The organism is Geomonas edaphica, from assembly GCF_004917075.1.
Lineage (GTDB): Bacteria > Desulfobacterota > Desulfuromonadia > Geobacterales > Geobacteraceae > Geomonas > Geomonas edaphica.
Genome location: NZ_SSYB01000004.1, coordinates 796,350 through 814,102, shown reverse-complemented (window position 1 = coordinate 814,102; position 17,753 = coordinate 796,350). Strand labels below are relative to the sequence as shown.

Annotated in this window: 19 protein-coding genes; 5 read left to right on the top strand and 14 right to left on the bottom strand. The window is 61.2% G+C overall.

Features of this window, described 5'->3' with window-relative positions; translation table 11 throughout:
- Positions 1-128 precede the first annotated feature (128 nt).
- The 9 genes from E8K79_RS14435 to E8K79_RS14395 form a co-directional block, all read right to left on the bottom strand.
- Positions 129-545 (bottom strand): F0F1 ATP synthase subunit epsilon, encoded by a 417-nt coding sequence (locus tag E8K79_RS14435; protein WP_135868877.1) that lies wholly within the window; start codon positions 543-545, stop codon positions 129-131.
- Positions 546-617: 72 nt separating this feature from the next.
- Positions 618-2,030 carry a F0F1 ATP synthase subunit beta gene (atpD, locus tag E8K79_RS14430; protein WP_135868878.1) on the bottom strand — a complete coding sequence of 471 codons (1,413 nt, stop codon included), beginning with the start codon at positions 2,028-2,030 and terminating at the stop codon, positions 618-620.
- 51 nt (positions 2,031-2,081) lie between these two features.
- Entirely contained in the window at positions 2,082-2,945 is an 864-nt protein-coding gene (gene atpG, locus E8K79_RS14425) for an ATP synthase F1 subunit gamma (RefSeq protein WP_136515320.1), read from the bottom strand.
- A 20-nt stretch (positions 2,946-2,965) separates the two neighbouring features.
- The gene (atpA, locus tag E8K79_RS14420; RefSeq protein WP_135868880.1) at positions 2,966-4,474 is read right to left on the bottom strand and encodes a F0F1 ATP synthase subunit alpha; all 1,509 of its coding nucleotides are present in this window, start codon (positions 4,472-4,474) and stop codon (positions 2,966-2,968) included.
- 9 nt (positions 4,475-4,483) lie between these two features.
- Complete coding sequence (atpH, locus tag E8K79_RS14415; RefSeq protein WP_136515319.1) at positions 4,484-5,026, bottom strand: ATP synthase F1 subunit delta; 543 nt, start codon at positions 5,024-5,026, stop codon at positions 4,484-4,486.
- A complete protein-coding gene (locus tag E8K79_RS14410; RefSeq protein ID WP_135868882.1) occupies positions 5,023-5,619 on the bottom strand; it encodes a F0F1 ATP synthase subunit B family protein in 597 nt (198 codons plus the stop codon). Before E8K79_RS14410 ends, atpH begins: the two co-directional genes overlap by 4 nt.
- Position 5,620: 1 nt before the next feature.
- Positions 5,621-6,046, bottom strand: a complete 426-nt coding sequence (locus tag E8K79_RS14405; protein WP_135868883.1) for a F0F1 ATP synthase subunit B family protein — start codon at positions 6,044-6,046, stop codon at positions 5,621-5,623.
- A 563-nt stretch (positions 6,047-6,609) separates the two neighbouring features.
- Positions 6,610-7,449 carry a ParB/RepB/Spo0J family partition protein gene (locus tag E8K79_RS14400; protein WP_136515318.1) on the bottom strand — a complete coding sequence of 280 codons (840 nt, stop codon included), beginning with the start codon at positions 7,447-7,449 and terminating at the stop codon, positions 6,610-6,612.
- The gene (locus E8K79_RS14395) at positions 7,442-8,215 is read right to left on the bottom strand and encodes a ParA family protein (RefSeq protein ID WP_136515317.1); all 774 of its coding nucleotides are present in this window, start codon (positions 8,213-8,215) and stop codon (positions 7,442-7,444) included. The genes E8K79_RS14400 and E8K79_RS14395 overlap by 8 nt, the downstream gene beginning before the upstream one ends.
- 205 nt (positions 8,216-8,420) lie before the next feature.
- Between E8K79_RS14395 and E8K79_RS14390 the strand changes: the two genes are divergently transcribed.
- From E8K79_RS14390 to uvrC, 4 genes are all read left to right on the top strand, one after another.
- Positions 8,421-8,669: a cytochrome c3 family protein gene (locus E8K79_RS14390; protein WP_135868886.1), complete on the top strand. Its 249-nt coding sequence runs from the start codon at positions 8,421-8,423 to the stop codon at positions 8,667-8,669.
- 155 nt (positions 8,670-8,824) lie between these two features.
- On the top strand, positions 8,825-10,027 hold the full coding sequence (locus E8K79_RS14385; RefSeq protein WP_136515316.1) for a Tll0287-like domain-containing protein: 1,203 nt from the start codon (positions 8,825-8,827) through the stop codon (positions 10,025-10,027).
- An 81-nt stretch (positions 10,028-10,108) separates the two neighbouring features.
- On the top strand, positions 10,109-10,729 hold the full coding sequence (locus E8K79_RS14380) for an RNA recognition motif domain-containing protein (protein ID WP_136515315.1): 621 nt from the start codon (positions 10,109-10,111) through the stop codon (positions 10,727-10,729).
- A gap of 181 nt (positions 10,730-10,910) precedes the next feature.
- On the top strand, positions 10,911-12,749 hold the full coding sequence (gene uvrC, locus E8K79_RS14375) for an excinuclease ABC subunit UvrC (protein ID WP_136515314.1): 1,839 nt from the start codon (positions 10,911-10,913) through the stop codon (positions 12,747-12,749).
- 123 nt (positions 12,750-12,872) lie between these two features.
- On the opposite strand, the gene E8K79_RS14370 is transcribed toward uvrC, so the two are convergent.
- From E8K79_RS14370 to E8K79_RS14360, 3 genes are all read right to left on the bottom strand, one after another.
- The gene (locus E8K79_RS14370) at positions 12,873-13,460 is read right to left on the bottom strand and encodes a GTP-binding protein (RefSeq protein WP_135868890.1); all 588 of its coding nucleotides are present in this window, start codon (positions 13,458-13,460) and stop codon (positions 12,873-12,875) included.
- Between the two features lie 26 nt (positions 13,461-13,486).
- A complete protein-coding gene (locus E8K79_RS14365) occupies positions 13,487-13,978 on the bottom strand; it encodes a roadblock/LC7 domain-containing protein (protein ID WP_135868891.1) in 492 nt (163 codons plus the stop codon).
- A 95-nt stretch (positions 13,979-14,073) separates the two neighbouring features.
- Positions 14,074-15,483 carry a phosphoglucomutase/phosphomannomutase family protein gene (locus E8K79_RS14360; protein ID WP_136515313.1) on the bottom strand — a complete coding sequence of 470 codons (1,410 nt, stop codon included), beginning with the start codon at positions 15,481-15,483 and terminating at the stop codon, positions 14,074-14,076.
- Between the two features lie 159 nt (positions 15,484-15,642).
- Between E8K79_RS14360 and E8K79_RS14355 the strand changes: the two genes are divergently transcribed.
- A complete protein-coding gene (locus E8K79_RS14355; RefSeq protein WP_136515312.1) occupies positions 15,643-16,224 on the top strand; it encodes a peptidylprolyl isomerase in 582 nt (193 codons plus the stop codon).
- Positions 16,225-16,258: 34 nt separating this feature from the next.
- Here E8K79_RS14355 and E8K79_RS14350 read toward each other — a convergent pair whose 3' ends face one another.
- Positions 16,259-16,936: a cytochrome c biogenesis protein ResB gene (locus tag E8K79_RS14350; RefSeq protein WP_136515311.1), complete on the bottom strand. Its 678-nt coding sequence runs from the start codon at positions 16,934-16,936 to the stop codon at positions 16,259-16,261.
- 42 nt (positions 16,937-16,978) lie between these two features.
- Positions 16,979-17,695, bottom strand: a complete 717-nt coding sequence (locus tag E8K79_RS14345) for a cytochrome c biogenesis protein (protein WP_136515310.1) — start codon at positions 17,693-17,695, stop codon at positions 16,979-16,981.
- Positions 17,696-17,753: the final 58 nt, after the last annotated feature.

The following is a 17,753-nucleotide window of genomic DNA, read 5'->3' as shown; positions in this document are numbered from 1 at the left end:
ACGGGTCGGACGGGTCGGACGCCGGTGGGCGCCTGGCCAAGCCTGAAAGCTTTAAGATTACCCGTTCGCCGGACAAAAAAAAAGAGCGGACGAGCCGCTCTTTTCATTTGACGCTTTGTGCGTGAGGCTTAACGCCCGCCCGCCTTGCCTGCCACCTGCACCCTGATCAGGGCGCGCTCGAGGGCGGCCTGGTAGATGCGGAAGTTCTTGTCGTCCGAGGTGAGCGACTTGAGCTCGGTCTCGGCGCGGCCAAGAGCCGCCTTCGCACGCTCCAGATCGATCTCGTCGGCCCTCTCGGCGGTCTCGACCAGGACGGTTACTTGGTCGTTCTCCACTTCGAAGTAGCCCCAGTTGAGCGCCAGATGGTGCAGCACGCCGTCCTTTTTGTAGGCCAGCTCGCCGATCTTCAGCGAGGTGAGGAACGGGGCGTGGCCCGGAAGGACGCCGAACTCGCCGAGAGCACCGGTCGCGGTGATCTCGTCGACCTCTTCGGAGAGGACCTTCTTGTACGGGGTTACCAGTTCAACCTTCAGTTTTTCAGCCATATAAACCTCTTGAGGCAAAGGTGGGGGCGGAACTCGTGCTCCGCCCCAAAACCTTCAGCCGTACCAGATTAATTACACCGCAAGCTTCTGAGCTTTCTCGATGGCTTCCTCGATGGTGCCGACCATGTAGAAGGCCTGCTCCGGAAGGTCGTCGTGCTTGCCGGCGATGATTTCCTGGAAGCCCTTGATGGTGTCCTTCAGCTCGACGTACTTGCCCGGGGAACCGGTGAAGGCCTCTGCAACGTGGAACGGCTGGGAGAGGAACTTCTGGATCTTACGGGCGCGGGCAACGACCAGCTTGTCCTCTTCGGAAAGCTCGTCCATACCGAGAATCGCGATGATGTCCTGGAGGTCCTTGTACTTCTGAAGTACGTACTGAACCTGACGGGCAACACCGTAGTGCTCGTCGCCGATGACCTGCGGATCGAGGATCCTGGAGGTCGAGTCGAGCGGGTCAACCGCCGGGTAGATGCCGAGCTCGGCGATCTGACGGGAAAGAACCGTGGTCGCGTCGAGGTGGGCGAAGGCGGTTGCCGGAGCCGGGTCGGTCAAGTCGTCGGCCGGTACGTAGATCGCCTGGACCGAGGTGATGGAACCCTTGTTGGTCGAGGTGATGCGCTCCTGCAGCTCGCCCATCTCGGTTGCCAGGGTCGGCTGGTAACCAACGGCGGAAGGGATACGGCCGAGAAGCGCCGAAACCTCGGAACCCGCCTGGGTGAAGCGGAAGATGTTGTCAACGAAGAGGAGCACGTCCTGGCCTTCCTCGTCACGGAAGTACTCTGCGATGGAGAGCGCGGAGAGAGCAACGCGGGCACGTGCCCCCGGAGGCTCGTTCATCTGGCCGTACACGAGAGCGGCCTTGTCGAGAACGCCGGACTCCTTCATTTCCATCCAGAGGTCGTTCCCTTCACGGGTACGCTCGCCGACGCCGGCGAAGACGGAGAAGCCGCCGTGCTGCTTGGCGATGTTGTTGATGAGCTCCATGATGAGAACGGTCTTGCCGACGCCTGCGCCGCCGAAGAGGCCGATCTTACCGCCCCTTGCGTACGGTGCGAGCAGGTCGACGACCTTGATGCCGGTGGTGAACGCCTCGACCTTGGTCGACTGGTTGACGAAGAGCGGAGCCTCGCGGTGGATGCCGTACTCTTTTTCGTTGCCTACCGGACCCATCTCGTCAACCGGCTCGCCGATGACGTTCAGGATGCGGCCCAGGGTCTTCTTGCCGACCGGCACGGAGATCTGCTTGCCGGTGTCCATGACCTGCTGTCCACGAACCAGACCGTCGGTACCGTCCATTGCGATGGTCCTGACGGCGTTCTCGCCCAGGTGCTGTGCGACCTCGAGAACCAGGTTGAACTCCTGATCGTCGATCGCGGGGTTGGTTACCCTGAGAGCCTGGTAGATCGGGGGGAGCTTGCCCGGCTCGAATTCGACGTCGATAACTGCGCCGATGACCTGCGAAATTTTTCCGAAGTTCTGACTCATGTTTAAACCTCTTCCTTTTGCGGCCGGTAGGGCCACATATTTTTATAAGTGTTAACCCTTGATCGATTCAGCGCCGGAGATGATTTCCATCAGCTCCGTCGTGATGGCAGCCTGGCGCGCCCTGTTGTAGATCAGGGTCAGCTTGGCGATCATCTCGGTGGCGTTCTTTGAGGCCGCATCCATCGCCGTCATCCTGGCGCCGTGCTCGGAGGCGACCGACTCGAGGAGGGACTTGAAGACCTGGACCTCGATGTGCTTGGGAAGGAGTTCGTCCAGGAGCGCGCCCTTGGACGGCTCGTAGATGTACTCGGTCCCGATTTCGTCCTCGTCGCCGGCCTTCGGTGCGATGGGCAGGAGCTGCTCCAGGGTGATGTCCTGGGTCATGACGCTCTTGAAGGCGTTGTAGATGATGAAGACTTCGTCGTACTCCTCCGCCAGGTATCCCTCGATCAGTTCGGCGGCGATGAGGGCCGCGGTCTGGTAGGAGAGGGTGGAGAAGATGTTGCCGTGATGTTTGCGGACCGTGTGGCGGTTCCTCAGGAACTCGTAACCCTTGCGGCCGATGGTCATCAGGGTCATTTCCTTGAAGTCGCCCTTGCGCTCCTTCATGAAGCGGTCTGCGGCCTTGGAGAGGTTGGCGTTGAAGCCGCCGCACAGGCCGCGGTCCGAGGTGACCACCACCAGGAGGGCACGACCGCCGTCACGCTTCACCATGAGCGGATTGGCATCCGACTCCTGGGTCTTGGCGAGACGCTCAAGCACCTCCGCGAGCTTGCCCGCGTAGGGGCGCGCGGCGACCACGTTCTCCTGGGCGCGACGCAGCTTGGCGGCCGAGACCATCTTCATGGCCTTGGTGATCTGCCGGGTATTTTTTACGGATACGATCCGTTTCTTGATGCTCTTAAGGTTTGCCATTCGCTAAGTCCGTCCTTGGTTTAGGCAGTAAATTCCTTCTTGAACTCCTCGAGGCTGGCGATGATCTGGGCTTTCAGATCGTCGTCGATGGCCTTCTTGTCGCGCAGGGTGGCGAGGAGATCCGCCTTCCTTGCGTCGAAGAACGCGTAGAGTTCCTGCTCGTACTTGCCAAGCGAGTTGACCGGGTAGTCGTCGACGAAGCCGTTGTTGGCGGCGAAGATGACGAGGACCTGCTTCTCGTTGGAGAGCGGCTTGTACTGCGGCTGCTTCAGGATCTCGACGAGGCGGGCACCACGGGCGAGCTGCATCTGGGTAGCCTTGTCGAGGTCGGAGCCGAACTGTGCGAACGCTGCCATCTCGCGGTACTGGGCGAGAGCCAGACGCAGCGTACCGGCAACCTGCTTCATCGACTTCATCTGTGCGGAACCGCCGACGCGGGAAACGGACAGACCGACGTTGATGGCCGGGCGTACGCCGGAGTAGAACAGGTCGCTCTCCAGGTAGATCTGGCCGTCGGTGATCGAGATAACGTTGGTCGGGATGTACGCCGAAACGTCGCCCGCCTGGGTCTCGATGATCGGCAGAGCGGTAAGCGAACCGGCGCCGCACTCGTCGGATACCTTGCACGCACGCTCGAGGAGACGGCTGTGGAGGTAGAAGACGTCGCCCGGGTAAGCTTCACGCCCCGGCGGGCGGCGAAGCAGCAGGGAAAGCTGGCGGTAAGCGACGGCCTGTTTGGAGAGGTCATCGTAGATGATCAGGGCATGCTTGCCGCCATCGCGGAAGAACTCGCCCATGGTTACGCCGGTGTACGGTGCGATGAACTGCAGCGGAGCAGGCTCGGAAGCGGTAGCGGCAACGACGATGGTGTAGTCCATCGCGCCGTGCTCTTTGAGCTTGGAAACGACCTGGGCAACCGTGGAGCGCTTCTGGCCGATCGCAACGTAGATGCAGACCACGTCGCCGCCCTTCTGGTTGATGATGGTGTCGATCGCGACGGCAGTCTTGCCGGTCTGGCGGTCGCCGATGATCAGCTCGCGCTGGCCGCGCCCGATCGGAACCATGGAGTCGATCGCCTTGAGGCCGGTCTGCATCGGCTGATGCACCGACTTACGCTTGACGATGCCGGGGGCCTTCACTTCGACCTTGCCGAAGGTGGAGGTGTTGATCGGGCCGAGGCCGTCGATCGGGTTACCGATCGCGTCGACCACGCGGCCGACGAGGGCGTCGCCTACCGGGACCTCGACGATCCTGCCGGTACGCTTGACGGTGTCGCCTTCCTTGATCTCGGAGAACTCACCGAGGATCGCGGCGCCGACGTTGTCTTCCTCGAGGTTGAGGCACATGCCGGTGATGCCGTGCGGGAACTCGAGGAGCTCGCCTGCCATCGCCTTGTCAAGACCGTGGATACGGGCAATACCGTCACCGATGGAGATGATGGTACCGGTTTCGGCTACCGCCACCTCTTTGCCGTAATCCTTGATCTGCTTCTTGATAATCTCGCTGATTTCTTCCGCTTTGATTTCCATAGAACCGTCTCACCCCTTCTGTAATATATCCTGAATGTTAGCTAACTGTGTCCTTACCGAGCCGTCGAAGACTTTATCGCCGATCTGGGTGACCACGCCGCCGATGAGCGCCGGATCGACCACAACCTTCAGTTCAACCTTTTTCCCCGTCGACTTGGCGAGCGCGCCCTTGATCTCCTCGACCTGCGCCGCGTCGAGCGGCAGCCCGGAGGAGAGGGTCGGACGGATCACGCCGGAAAGCTCGTCGGCGAAGACGCCGTAGCTCTCCGCGATCTGCGGCAGCACCGAGATGCGGCTGCGCTCGAGGAGGAGCATGAGCAGGTTGGAGATCATCGGGGAGATGGAGAGCTTCCCCACCAGGTCCTTGAGGATCTCTTTCTTCTCTTCGATGCCGTAGGCAGGGTTCGCAAAGATTGCGGAAAGCTCGTTGCTGTCGATCAGGACAGCGCTGAAGCGGGCGAGTTCGCCGTTGAACCCTTCCACGCTCCCTGCTTCCGAGCCAATCTGCACGAGTGCCTTGGCGTAACGTTTGGCAATAGCGTTAGTACTCAATGTAGAGTCACCACCTTCGAGATATAGTCGCCCACCAGCTTGTCCTGGTCGCCTTTTGCAATGTTCTGCTTGATCTTCTGCTCGGCCAGTTCGACCGCGAGGCGTGCGGCCTCGGCGCGGAGCTCGTCTTTCGCCTTGAGGACTTCCTGCTCGGCAGCGGCCTCGGCCTGAGCCTTGATGCGGGCGGCGGCCTCTTTAGCCTCGGCGATGATACGCTCCTTCTCGAGCTCACCTTCACGCTTCATGTTGGCCGAGATCACTTCGATCTCCTTGTTGGCCGAATCAAGACGCTGGGAGTACTCGGCGAACTTCTTCTCGGCGGCTTCCTTCGCCTCGACTGCTTCCTTGAGGGTCTTCTCGATCCCTTCGCGGCGAGCGGCCAAGGTCCCCTTCACGTCGGCCTTTTTGAGGGCCCAGACGGCGATGGCGACGAGGGCGGCGAAGTCGATGCAGCGCCACATGAAGTCCTTCATCTGGGCGCCGGTGTTCGCGTGGTGACCGCCTTCGGCAGCCTCCTGGGCGAAGCCCACGGCGGCCAGGCCAAGGACGAGGGCGCTGACGGAGAGGGTATAAACCAGGGTACGTTTCTTCATGCTACAGGCTCCTCCCCAGAACTTTTTCACAGATATCAGCGGACAGGGTCTCGGCGCTGGCGGTCAGGATGCGGCGTGCTTCCTCCGCCTCCTTGGCAACCTTCGCCTTGATGGAAGCCAGGGACTCGGTAGCCTCGGCACGGGCCTTGTCGAGGATGGCGGCCTCCTGCTGCTGGGCCTCCTTCTTCAGAGCCCCGCGCTCGTCGGCGGCGCCGGCGCGGATCTCGCGCATGCGTGCCTCGTAAGCGGCCAGCTTCTCCTGGACCTCCCTGTCAACCTCGGCGCTCTTCTGCTTCGCCCCGGCGACCTGGGCGGCGCGGTCGGCGAGCTGTTTCCTGAGCGGCTTATAGAGGAAGACGTTCAGGAGCAGTACCAGCACCAGGAAGTTCACCAGCTGGAATACAAATGCGATGTCTAAATTGATCACCAAACCACCTCTATTCGAACATTTTTAAAGGCGTATACGCCTTTGACTCTGTTTGGGGTCCGCGCAAAACAGGTGATTGCTATCACATAAATGCTTTTTGTGTCAAGCGATTTATCCGTTTGCGCGAAGAATTGTATACACTTCGACAAGGCCAAACATCAATGTCTTGTGGCTGTACCACTAGACCAATCGGGCCACCCGGAAGCGGCCTTAAGGACGTGAACCGTGAGTTAGCGCGGGTTTTGTAGACAGGATCGTGTATGACATTTGGAACGATGTTCGGAATTGCTACCCAATGGGTGGTGGATCTGAAACAGTTACGGCAGGTGCTGCTGAGGAAAAACGAAGAAGCTCTGCCTCATTCCCCCTCCCCGAAACGGAAAGAGGTTGAGCTGTTTTTGGGTTGTTGCCTTCACCCCCCTTTGCGAAGGGGGGCAGGGGGGATTTAGCCGAGGTAGCCACAGCACCCCCTGTTGCCACAGAGTTAATCCCCCTGAATCCCCCTTTGCGAAAGGGGGAAGCTGGATAGGGCGGAGAAGAGCAGGACGCAAGCGTGCTAGACGTTAGAGGTTCAAAAGCTCCACGATGCGGGTCAGCTCCTTCATGTCGCCGAAGCTGATCTCGAGCTTGCCGCCGCGCCCGGAGCGCTTGAGCGCGACCCTGGCGGCGAAATGGCGCTGCATGCGCTCCACGAGGTCCTTCTGGTCCGGGTCGAGCGACGGCTTCGCCGCCTTCTTCGGCGGGCCGGCCTTCCTGCGCTTCACGAGCGCCTCGGTCTCGCGCACCGACAGGTGCCCCTTAACGATCTCGTCGCGCACCGCCTTCTGCTCCTCGGCGTCCTCCAGGGTCAAAAGCGCCCGGGCGTGCCCCATGGAGATGCGGTCCTCCGCCACGTCGCGCTTGATCTCCACCGGGAGACGCAAGAGACGCAGGGCGTTCGCGATCGTGGAGCGCTCCTTGCCCACCCTTTTCGCCAGTTCCTCCTGGGAAAGCGAGAAACGCTCCAAAAGCGCGTGGTAGGCCTCGGCCTCCTCGACCGCGTTCAGGTCCTCGCGCTGGATGTTCTCGATGAGCGCCATCTCCAGGGCGGTCTCCTCGGAGACGTCCTGGATCACCACCGGGACCTCCCTGAGGCCCGCCTTCTGGGCCGCACGCCAGCGGCGCTCCCCCGCGATCAGCTCGTAGTGCCCCGCCTTCTTGACCACCACCAGAGGCTGGATGATCCCCTTCTCCCTGATGGAGGCGGCGAGCTCCTCGAGCTTCTCGTTGACGAAGGTCTTTCTCGGCTGTTCCTTGTTCGGCTTGATCTCTTCGATCGGGCAAGAGAAGTACTTCTTGCCGTGATCCTCCACGACCGGGAGCAGCGCCCCCATCCCCTTGCCGAGTCCCATTTTCTTAACCATGCGGCACCTCGCGCGCAATTATTTCCTTGGCAAGATCCATGTAGCTCGTCGCCCCTTTCGAGGTGATGTCGTACAGGCAGATCGGCTTGCCGTGCGACGGCGCCTCGGAGAGCCTCACGTTCCTCGGGATGACGGTCTGCATGGTCTCCCTGGGGAAGTGGGTCCTGATCTCCTCACCGACCTGGCGCGAGAGGTTGTTCCTCGCGTCGAACATGGTGAGGAGGATCCCCTCGATGGCGAGCGACTTGTTCAGCCCCTGCTGGATCAGGTTGATGGTCTTCAGTATCTGCGAAAGCCCTTCCATCGCGTAGAACTCGCACTGCAGCGGGATCAGCACGGAGTGCGCCGCGGTCATCGCGTTGATGGTCAGAAGGTTCAGCGAAGGGGGACAGTCGATGAAGATGTAGTCGTAGGAGCCTGCGAGGGAATCGAGGATCGTCTTCAGCTTCCTCTCGCGGTCGGTCACGCTCACGAGCTCCAGCTCGGCGCCGGCGAGGTCGGAGGTGGCCGGGAACAGGTGCAGGTAGGGGAGTTCCGTCTTCAGCACGATGCGCGCGGCGGGTGCGTCGTTGATCAGGGCGTCATAGATGCTCTCCTCGAGGACATCCTTGTCGGCGCCCACTCCGCTTCCCGCGTTCCCCTGCGGGTCCATGTCCACCAGGAGGACGCGCCGCTCGGCAACGGCCAGAGATGCTGCCAGGTTCACCGCCGTCGTGGTCTTGCCCACCCCACCCTTTTGATTCGCCACACAGATGATCTTAGCCATGATTTCTTCTCGATTTGTGAATGATCCGAGTCTTTCCCACAATGCAAAGCATGGAAAACTACCATACTGGCGGGGCTATGAAAAGTGTTTTCTCAGGAAGCGAAGCCACCGCTTCCTTGACTTTGGTCAAGGCGCCCACACAGCCAAGGGTTTATGCTGCCCGCGCTGAAGCTGGATAGAAACCTGAAAGAAGAAGGAGCGTCCCATGAAGAAACTGATCCCCGTCCTGCTGCTGTCACTCTGCGCTAGCGCCGCCTATGGCTTCGAATGCAACGTCTGCCACAGCAAAAACCCGGCGATGGTCAAGATGCACAAAGCACTGAAAGGGAGAAACTGCTTCGACTGTCACAAGATGGGTGAGAAGCTGATGGGTAAGGGGGTCCCCAAGGACAAGGCCGCCCAGATCAAGCGCCGCGAGACCGAAGAGATCTGCTTCGAGTGCCACAAAAAGTAACGGACGTTCTACGTTCTGCGTTCAACGTTCTAGGTTTAAACTCCACAAACACTCCTTTTGCCCCGTCCGGCCCCTCCGCGGATGGGGCTTTTTTTGCAGTTCGCGTCACCTCCGTTATACTTGGGGCTTCAGTGCCATGGATTTCAGGAGGATACATGCCCCGCCCGTCAGATTTGTCCATCCGCAGCAAGTTCTTCGGCCTCATGTCGCTGCTTCTGATAGCCCTCCTCCTCGCCACCGGCATATTCACCTACCAACGCCAGAAAGAGTTCATCCTCCGCTTCGCGGTGGACAACGCACGCAGCCTGGCGACCCAACTGATCGAAACACGGGAGTACATGTCGTCGGTCGTGAAGGACGAACCGGAACGCAACTACGGCCTCGTGCCGCAGGTGGTCGCGACCCAGGTGGCCAGACGGGTCACCCAGAACAGCAAGTTCTACGTGCGCCAGGTCTCCTTGCGCTACCGCAACCCGGAAAACCGCCCCGACGTTTACGAGACCGCCCAACTTACCAAGTTCATCACCCAGCCTGCCGCCGAGACCTACGGCATCGTGGAAAGCGGCGACTCCAGCGTCTTCCGCTACCTGCTGCCGATGCGCGCCACCGCCTCCTGCCTCGAGTGCCACGGCAGCTACCAGAGCGCCCCGGACTTCGTCAGAAAACGCTTCCCCCCCGGCCACTATTCGTACAACTACAAGGTGGGCGAGGTGATCGGCGCCGTCTCGGTGACCGTGCCGATCAAAGACCTTTACGCCCAGCTCGGCGCCGACTTCAAACTGGACATGATGGCGCGCGGCGCCGTCTTCCTCATCGTCACCATCGTCATGGGCTTCATCATGAGCCGCCTGATCATCGAACCGGTCCGGCTCCTCTCCGGCGCGATCACTAACGTAACCAGGACCGGATTCTTCGACGAAAAGCTCCCGCAGAAGTCCCACGACGAAATCGGCATGCTGATCGGCGCCTTCAACGACATGATGGACGAACTCTCGCGCCGCACCGTTCAGTCGCGGGAGGCCGACGAGCGTTACCGCCGCTTCATCGAGGTCGCCGCCTCGGCCGTAATCACCTTTCTGAAGGACGGCAAGATCGTCATCGCCAACGAGAAGGCGGAGGCGCTCTTCGGCCGGAACCGCCAGATGCTGCTCGGCGAGTCGGTTTACGATTTCCTCGAAGAGGGGGCGGCGCTCAGGGAGCGGATCGAACAACCCAGTGAATTCAAGGAGGAGACCACGCGGCAGCAGGTGGTGAGCGCGGGGGGAAAACTCGTCCAGGTGGAGATGGTGGTTTCGGCGTCAAAGGCCGACCGGGAGCCGCTCTTCACCGCCATCCTCAGGGAGCGACGCGGCGCCTAAACGGGCGGCGCGAAAGAAACTTTGCGGCGCCGGGGCCTGTTGTGCTAGAGTGTGCCGACCAAATCAAGGAGAGAACGTTACATGGCAAAAGCTGGCAAGGAACTTTACGTGGGAAGCCTGTCCTACGATATCACCGAATATGAAATCAATAAGTTGTTCTCCGTCTCCGGCACGGTGACCTCGATTCACCTGATCACCGACCCGGCGACCGGCCAGTTCAAGGGATGCGGCTACGTGAGGATGTCCACCGAGGCGGAGGCGAAGGACGCCATCGACTCGCTGGACGGCGCATGGCTCCTCGACAAAAAGGTCACCGTGTCGTACGCCAATCCGCAGAAGATGAAGGCGGGCGGTGGCGGCGCCAAGACCCTCCCGAGGTGGCGCGTCGAGGCGGCAGAAAAGAAAGCAGCCGAGAAGAAGGCTGCAGCGGCAGCCGAGGCGGCTAAGCCGGTTGCGAAACCGGCAGCCAAACCGGCAGCCAAACCGGCAGCCAAACCGGCAGCCAAACCGGCAGCCAAACCGGCAGCCAGGCCCGCAGCCAAATCGGCGCCTGGTCCCGCCGCCAAGCCGGCCGGGACAAGACCCACCGCAGCCAAAGCAGGAGCGGCCAGACCCGCCGGTGCGTCCAAACCCGCAGGGAGCCGGCCGACCTCCCGTCCCGGCGGTGCCGCCAAGCCCGGCAGCAGGACCGGGAAGCGCTAGCCACCACTCCACTGACTTCTCTCAGGCTCTCCCTCCCCCGGAGGAGGAGGGCCGGGGAGGGGGAAGAGGGAGCCGTAAGGCTTCCCCCCTCCCAACCTCCCCCCTCCGGGTGGAGGAGCATACCCTCCCGTCAGCACGTCCCACCTTCCCTTCTAATCAGCAACCGTCTATACTACGCCACATGATTACCCAGGAGATGATCCAGAACTTCCCCACCTCCCCCGGCGTCTACCTCATGAAGACCTCGGACGGCACCGTTATCTACGTCGGCAAGGCTCGCAACCTGAGAAACCGCGTCCGGGCCTACGTCGGGGACACCCGCGACTCCCGTGTGCACATACGCTTCATGGTGCAACTGGTCGAGACGGTCGACTACCTCGTCACCGACACCGAGAAAGAGGCGCTGATCCTCGAGAACACGCTGATCAAGCAGCACCGCCCGAAGTACAACATCAACCTGCGCGACGACAAGACCTACTTCTCGCTGCGCATGGATATGAAGGAAGACTTCCCGCGCCTCTCGCTGGTTCGCAAGATCCCTTCCGACGGTGCGCGCTACTTCGGCCCCTATTCCTCCGCCACCGCCGCGAAGGAGGTGCTGAAGCAGCTCTACAAGATGTTCCCGCTGCGCCACTACCCGCTGGCGACCTGCATGGCCAGAAAGCGCCCCTGCCTGTACCACCAGATCAAGCAGTGTTCCGCCCCCTGCTGCGGCCTGATCAGCAAGGAGGATTACGCGACTCTCGCCGAAGGAGCGGCACTCTTCCTCGAAGGGAAGAACACCGAGATCGCCCGCCTGTACCGCGCGAAGATGAACCAGGCGAGCCAGGAGATGCGCTACGAGGACGCGGCCCGCTACCGTGACCTGGTGCGCGCCATCGAGGTCACCGTGGAACGCCAGAAAATGGTGGCGCGCGGTGGCGACAGCGACGTCTTCGGCCTGCACCAGGACGGGGACCGGATGCAGATCGCCCTCCTGCACATCCGCGGCGGCACCGTCACCGGCGGGCGCAGCTTCCTTTTCGAGTGGGAGATGGAGGCCGAGGAAGGGCTCGCCTCGTTCCTGAACGAGTACTACGCCCTGGATGCGCCGATCACTCCCCAGGTGCTGATCCCGATGGCGATACCCGAGCCGGGCCCGCTCGAGGAGCTCCTTTCCGAGAAGGCTGGGAAGAAGGTGAGCATAGCGGCGCCGCAGCGCGGCCCCAAGCTGGAGATGGTGAAGCTCGCGCAGAAGAACGCCGAGACTGCCGCCAAGGAGCGACTGGCAAAGGAGAGCTCGTCCGAGACGCTGCTGAGCGAACTCGCCGAGAAGCTGCACCTCACCCGTCCCCCCAAAAGGATCGAATGCTATGACATCTCCAACATCCAGGGGGAGATGGCGGTGGGGAGCCGTGTCGTCTTCATCGACGGCAAGGCCGACAAGAACCTGTACCGGCGCTACAGGATCAAGGGGGTGCTGCAGTCCGACGACTTCGCCATGATGCGCGAGGTGCTTTCGCGTCGTTTCAAGGCTGAGACCACCGAGGAACAGCCCGATCTCATCGTGGTGGACGGTGGTTTAGGGCAGTTGGGCGTACTGAACGCGGTGCTTGAGGAGTTGGGCGTTTCCGGGGTCGAGGCCGCGGGCCTCGCCAAGAGCCGCACCTTCAGGGACATGGAAAGCGAGGAGATCTCGAAGAGCGACGAGCGGGTGTTCCGCCCCGGGAGGAAGAACCCGATCGTGCTCAGGCAGAGTTCCGCCCCGCTCTTGCTCCTGGCGCGCATCCGCGACGAGGCGCACCGCTTCGCGGTCACCTACCACAAGGCGGTCCGCAGCAAGATCATGACAGGGTCGGAGCTCGATCAGGTTCCAGGCATCGGCACGAAGAGGAAGAAGGCTCTCTTGAAGCACTTCGGTAGTTTAAAAGGGGTGCAGGGAGCGACACTCGAGGAACTGATCGCCGCACCGGGGATGACCGAAGCTGCCGCCAGGGCCCTGTGGGAGCACCTGAAAGGGCAGGACCGTAGGGGCGAATAATCATTCGCCCTAACACTCTTGCCACAGCCGCGATCCTTTCACGCCAGCAAAAATAAAAGGGGGCGCCGGTTTATCCGGCGCCCCCTTCTCTTTATCTCGCAACCGCCATCCTGGCGGCTCTGCCTACTTCCCTTTCTTCAGGTCGAACAGGATCAGCTTGGCGATCGCCTTCAGCGTCTCGAAGACCCCTTCGCCGGTGGTGGCGCAGGCCTCGAATTCTGGCACGCCGGTCGGGTTCAGCTCGCGGCGCAGCTCATCCACGCTCACCACGTTCGGGAGGTCGCGCTTGTTGTACTGGACCACGTAGGGGATCTTGTCCAGATCGTAACCCTGCTCGATCAGGTTGATGCGCAGGTTCTCGACGCTCTCGATGTTGGCGTCCATCCTCTCTTCCTGGGAATCGGCCACGAACACCACGCCGTCCACACCCTTCAGGATCAGCTTTCTCGACGCGTCGTAGAAGACCTGCCCGGGGACGGTGTACAGATGGAAGCGGGTTTTGAAACCGCGGATCTCGCCCAGGGCGAGAGGAAGAAAATCGAAGAAAAGGGTGCGCTCGGTCTCGGTCGCAAGACTGATCATCTTCCCTTTCGCGTCAGCGGCGGTCTTCTGGTAAACGTACTGCAGGTTCGTCGTCTTGCCGCAGAGCCCCGGGCCGTAGTAGACGATCTTGCAGTTGATTTCTCGAGAAGCGTAGTTGATGAAAGACATCCGGCTTTACCTCTTATAGTTACTGCCTAGCTAAACAGGTTGTCGATATCGTCGTCGGTGATTTCGGCGAAGGGGAACTCGCTGTCACCGCTCTTCTCCTTCTCCTCGCTCTTCTCCAAAAGCTTGGTGAAGATAGAGGTCAACTCCTCCGACGCCTTCTTCACCCTCAGCCTGACGAGCCCCAGCGATGATCTGGTATCGAAGAGCACCACCAGGATCACCCTTCCCGCCACGATAGAGATGTGCAGGTTGTCCTTCTCACCCTCATGGAAGAGGATGGAGAACTCCTTCTCGCCGATCAGCTTGGCGAGGCCACCGGTCGCCGCGATGTTGCCTGCGGTGAGCGAGGCGAGCGAGGTAGTGTCAAAGCGCTCTGTCTCACCGCAGCCGGTAATCAACTGGCCGTTCTTGTCGACCAGGAAGATGACTTTGGCGTTGGCTTCGCGCAGCAGCTTCTCAAGCACTACGTTTATCTGTTTGAATTCCTCATCGTACATAATCAACTGAGGATTCGACATGAATGGCTCCTTGGGCAGGTACTGTTGATGCGAAGCTTATCTATAACAGAAGCGTTCAGCCATTTCAAGGTAATTGCCTGAGCGATAACCGCCCCTTACACGCTCGCAATACCTTTCGCAGCGTCCAGAAGCAGCGCCACCTTGGCGGGATCACCCGCCTCGCTGTAGAGCCTAAGCACCGGCTCGGTCCCGGAAGGACGGATGAGCAGCCAGGCGCCGTCCTCAAAGATGAACTTGAAACCATCGCTGAAATTGCGCCCTGCGACGTCAAAACCTGCGATGCTGTTGATATCCCCGGTCTGCAGCTTCTCGTAAAGGGCCTTCTTTGCTTCGCCGTCTATGGGGAGGTCGATGCGCGAGTAGTGGAAGTGTCCGATCTCGTTCATGGTCTCCTCGAGGAGCGCACGCAGCCCCTTGCCGCTCATCGCCATCGCCTCGAGCAGCAAAAGCGCCATCAGGATGCCGTCGCGCTCTGGGATGTGCCCCTTAACGCCGAGGCCGCCGGACTCTTCGCCCCCCATCAGGATGTCGTTGTCGAGCATCATCTCGCAAATGTGCTTGAAGCCGATCTGGGTCTCGAAGAGCCGCAGGTCGTACTTCCGGGCCAAAAGGTCGATCATCTGCGTGGTGGATACCGTCTTCACTACGGCACCGCGCAGCCCCTTCCTCTCGTACAGGTGGCGCAGCAACACGGTGAAGATACGGTGCGACGAGAAGAACTCGCCGGTCTCGTCAATGGCGCCGATCCGGTCCGCATCGCCGTCCAGCGCGAGGCCAACCTGGAACGCCCCCCCCTGCACCAGCGCAGTCAGTTCGCCCAGGTGCTCGGCGATCGGCTCGGGAGGGTGCCCCCCGAAGGTGGGGTTCTCAATGCCGTGGATCTCTTCAATGCCCGGGACGAGGGTGGGGAGCACGCCGCATCCCGCACCGAACATGGGGTCTACCACGGCCTTGATGCCGGATGAGCGAATCAGCTCCAGGTCGACGTAGCGCCTGAGCTGGGCCAGGTAGGGGGCGACGGCATCGAATAGCTCCACCTGCCCCGTGGCCAGCGCCTCGGCAAGCGTCGTTGCCTGCACCGGGCGCGCCGCGGCGATATTTTCTGCAACCATCTGTTCCAGGACCTTGGTGGTCGAGGGGCGCGCGGACCCGCCGAAGGACTCCTTCACTTTGAAACCGTTGTAACGGGGAGGGTTGTGGCTCGCCGTGATCATGATCCCCGCGCCGGTATTTTTTTCGTGCACGGCCCAAGAAAGGGCTGGGGTAGGTGTGTAGCCTTCGGAAAGCCAGGTCTTGATGCCGTTGGCAGCGGCTATCGCCGCCACGCGCTCGGCAAACTCCCTGGAGAGAAAACGGCGGTCGTAGCCGATCACCAGCCCCTTCCCGGCAAGCCCCTCCCGGTGCATGTAGTCCATGGTCGCCTGCGCCACCAGCGACAGGTTTTCGAAGGTGAAGGTGTCCGCGATCACGCCGCGCCAACCGTCGGTGCCGAATTGTATCTGCAAGAGAATCCTCCCTTTTATATTAATGACTGCGCATTTTCCATGGCGCCGCCCGATCTGTCAACCCTTAACTTGCCCTAATCAACTGGAAAGGTTGACCGGCGACGGTTATTGGCTTATAAGGATGCCACCCATTTCCAATCTCAGAGGAGGTACGAAAACATGCTGAAGAGATTCATACATGCGTTGGTGCTCGGGCTCTTTCTCGCCGGCGGTGCCATGGCAGCTGAAGCGAAGAACCCGGTAGTGCTCATCGAGACCAACCAGGGGAACGTGAAGGTCGAACTGTTCCAGAAAGAGGCGCCGATCTCCGTCAAGAACTTCCTCGACTACGCGAAGAGCGGCTTCTACAAGGGAACCATCTTCCATCGCGTCATTCCCGGGTTCATGATCCAGGGTGGCGGCTTCACCCAGAACCTAGAGCAGAAGCCGACCAAGGCACCGATCAAGAATGAGGCCGCCAACGGCGTCAAAAACGAGCGCGGCACCCTCGCCATGGCGCGCACCAACGTGGTCGATTCGGCCACCGCCCAGTTCTTCATCAACGTGGTGGACAACAAGTTTCTGAACCACCAGCCCATGGCCGGTCCGATGGGTTACGGTTACGCCGTCTTTGGCAAGGTAGTCGAGGGGATGGACGTGGTCGACAAGATCGCCGCAACGAGGACCGGTATCGGTTCCAACGGGATGCCGGACGTCCCGGTGCAGCCGGTGGTGATCAAGGACATGAAGGTGATCAAGTAATCAAAAGGGGCGCCGCAAGGCGCCCCTTTCCGTTTCATCTCCCCCTGCGCTGCGCGAGCAGCATCAAGTTCCCCACCGTAAAGAGTAAAGCCCCCACGAACGCAGCCAACGCTCCCGGTTCCCGGTGCACCTCGAAGAGCGCCACCGGCACAGGGCTTAGCGCCACGTCCTTTATGTAGATGCCGTATCCCTTGTGGAAGAGGGGGTGATTCGGCTGCACGCCGTGCACCCCGTCCGCCGTGCGCAGGTCGGCGCGGTAGCCGCTCATCATCCCCATCGGCCCGACGTCACCGGTGATCCGCTCCACCACGACCCGCTCGCCGTCCGGGAACCCGAAGGAATCCCCCTGGGGGAGCTGCAGCTGTTGCTTGAAACCGCCGTAGGCGGAGAGCAGGTGGGCAAGGACGATGAGCAGGAAGCCCGCGTGCATGAGGTGCGGCGCCACGCTGCGCCCCTTTTTCCTGAGGGCGTCGATGGAGCAGACGAGCGCGTTCACGAAAAGGACCGCGATGCAGGCGATGCAGAGCCAGAGCCACCAGGAGTAGCCAAGCGGTGCCCTCTGCAGCCAGAAAAGGAGCGGCATGTCATTCAACCCGCCCCCCTCGGAACTCGCCTTCGAGAAGGAGCCTATGGCCAGAGTGACCATGACGCCGGTCATGAGCCAGAGGCCTAAGTTCAGCGAGCAGAAGGTGGCGTAGAGTTTTTTCAGCAAGGGCGTTTTCCTCTTTTGTCAGACCGGTCAGACCGGTCCGACTTAAAAGCTGTGCGAGCTCCGCATGAGCATGCTGACGCCGAGGTAGGTGAAGAGCGTGATGGCGAAGCCCGCGATCCCGAGCCAGGCAAAGCCGCGCTCCCATGCCGGTCCCTTCAGGCGCAGGTGCAGGTAGAGCGAGTAGAACATCCAGAGAATCGAGGTCCAGAGCTCCTTCGCGGTCCAGAGCCAGTAGGTGCCCCAGGCGTAATACCCCCAGATGCCGCCGCAGACCATGGAGAGCGAGAAAAAGCTGTACCCGACCAGCGCCGCCCGATACTGCAGATCGAGCACCGGCCGCCCCGCGCCGCGCAGAAACAGCCCCCCAAGCAGCGCCGCAATGCCGAACAGGGCATAGGCGAAGAATGCGAGCGCCACGTGCAGCTCGAACCAGTAGGTATCGAGGACGGGGGGAAGTGGCATGTTCAGTGTCGGGAAGGGAAGTGCCAGTACGGCGAAGAGCGCCGCGAGCCCCCCGCATCCCCAGCAAAACCAGCGCACGCCGGAGAGCCGACGGTCATAGACGAAGGGGAGCGCCATGAGGCCGATCGAGCCGGAGAAGAAGGCAAGGGTATCCTGCGGCCCGATGAGCGGTAGACGCCCGAGCGCCACGCCGCGCGAGGCAAGATAGGCGAGGCTGCAGGCAAGCGCCACCACGAAGACCGGGCGCCGGACCGACGCGGCGAAGAGCAGCGCCGATGTTATGAGAAGCGGTTTCATAGAAGATCCAGAAGCTGGCCGTTAACATCCCCTCCCCCGGAGGGGGAGGGTTAGGGAG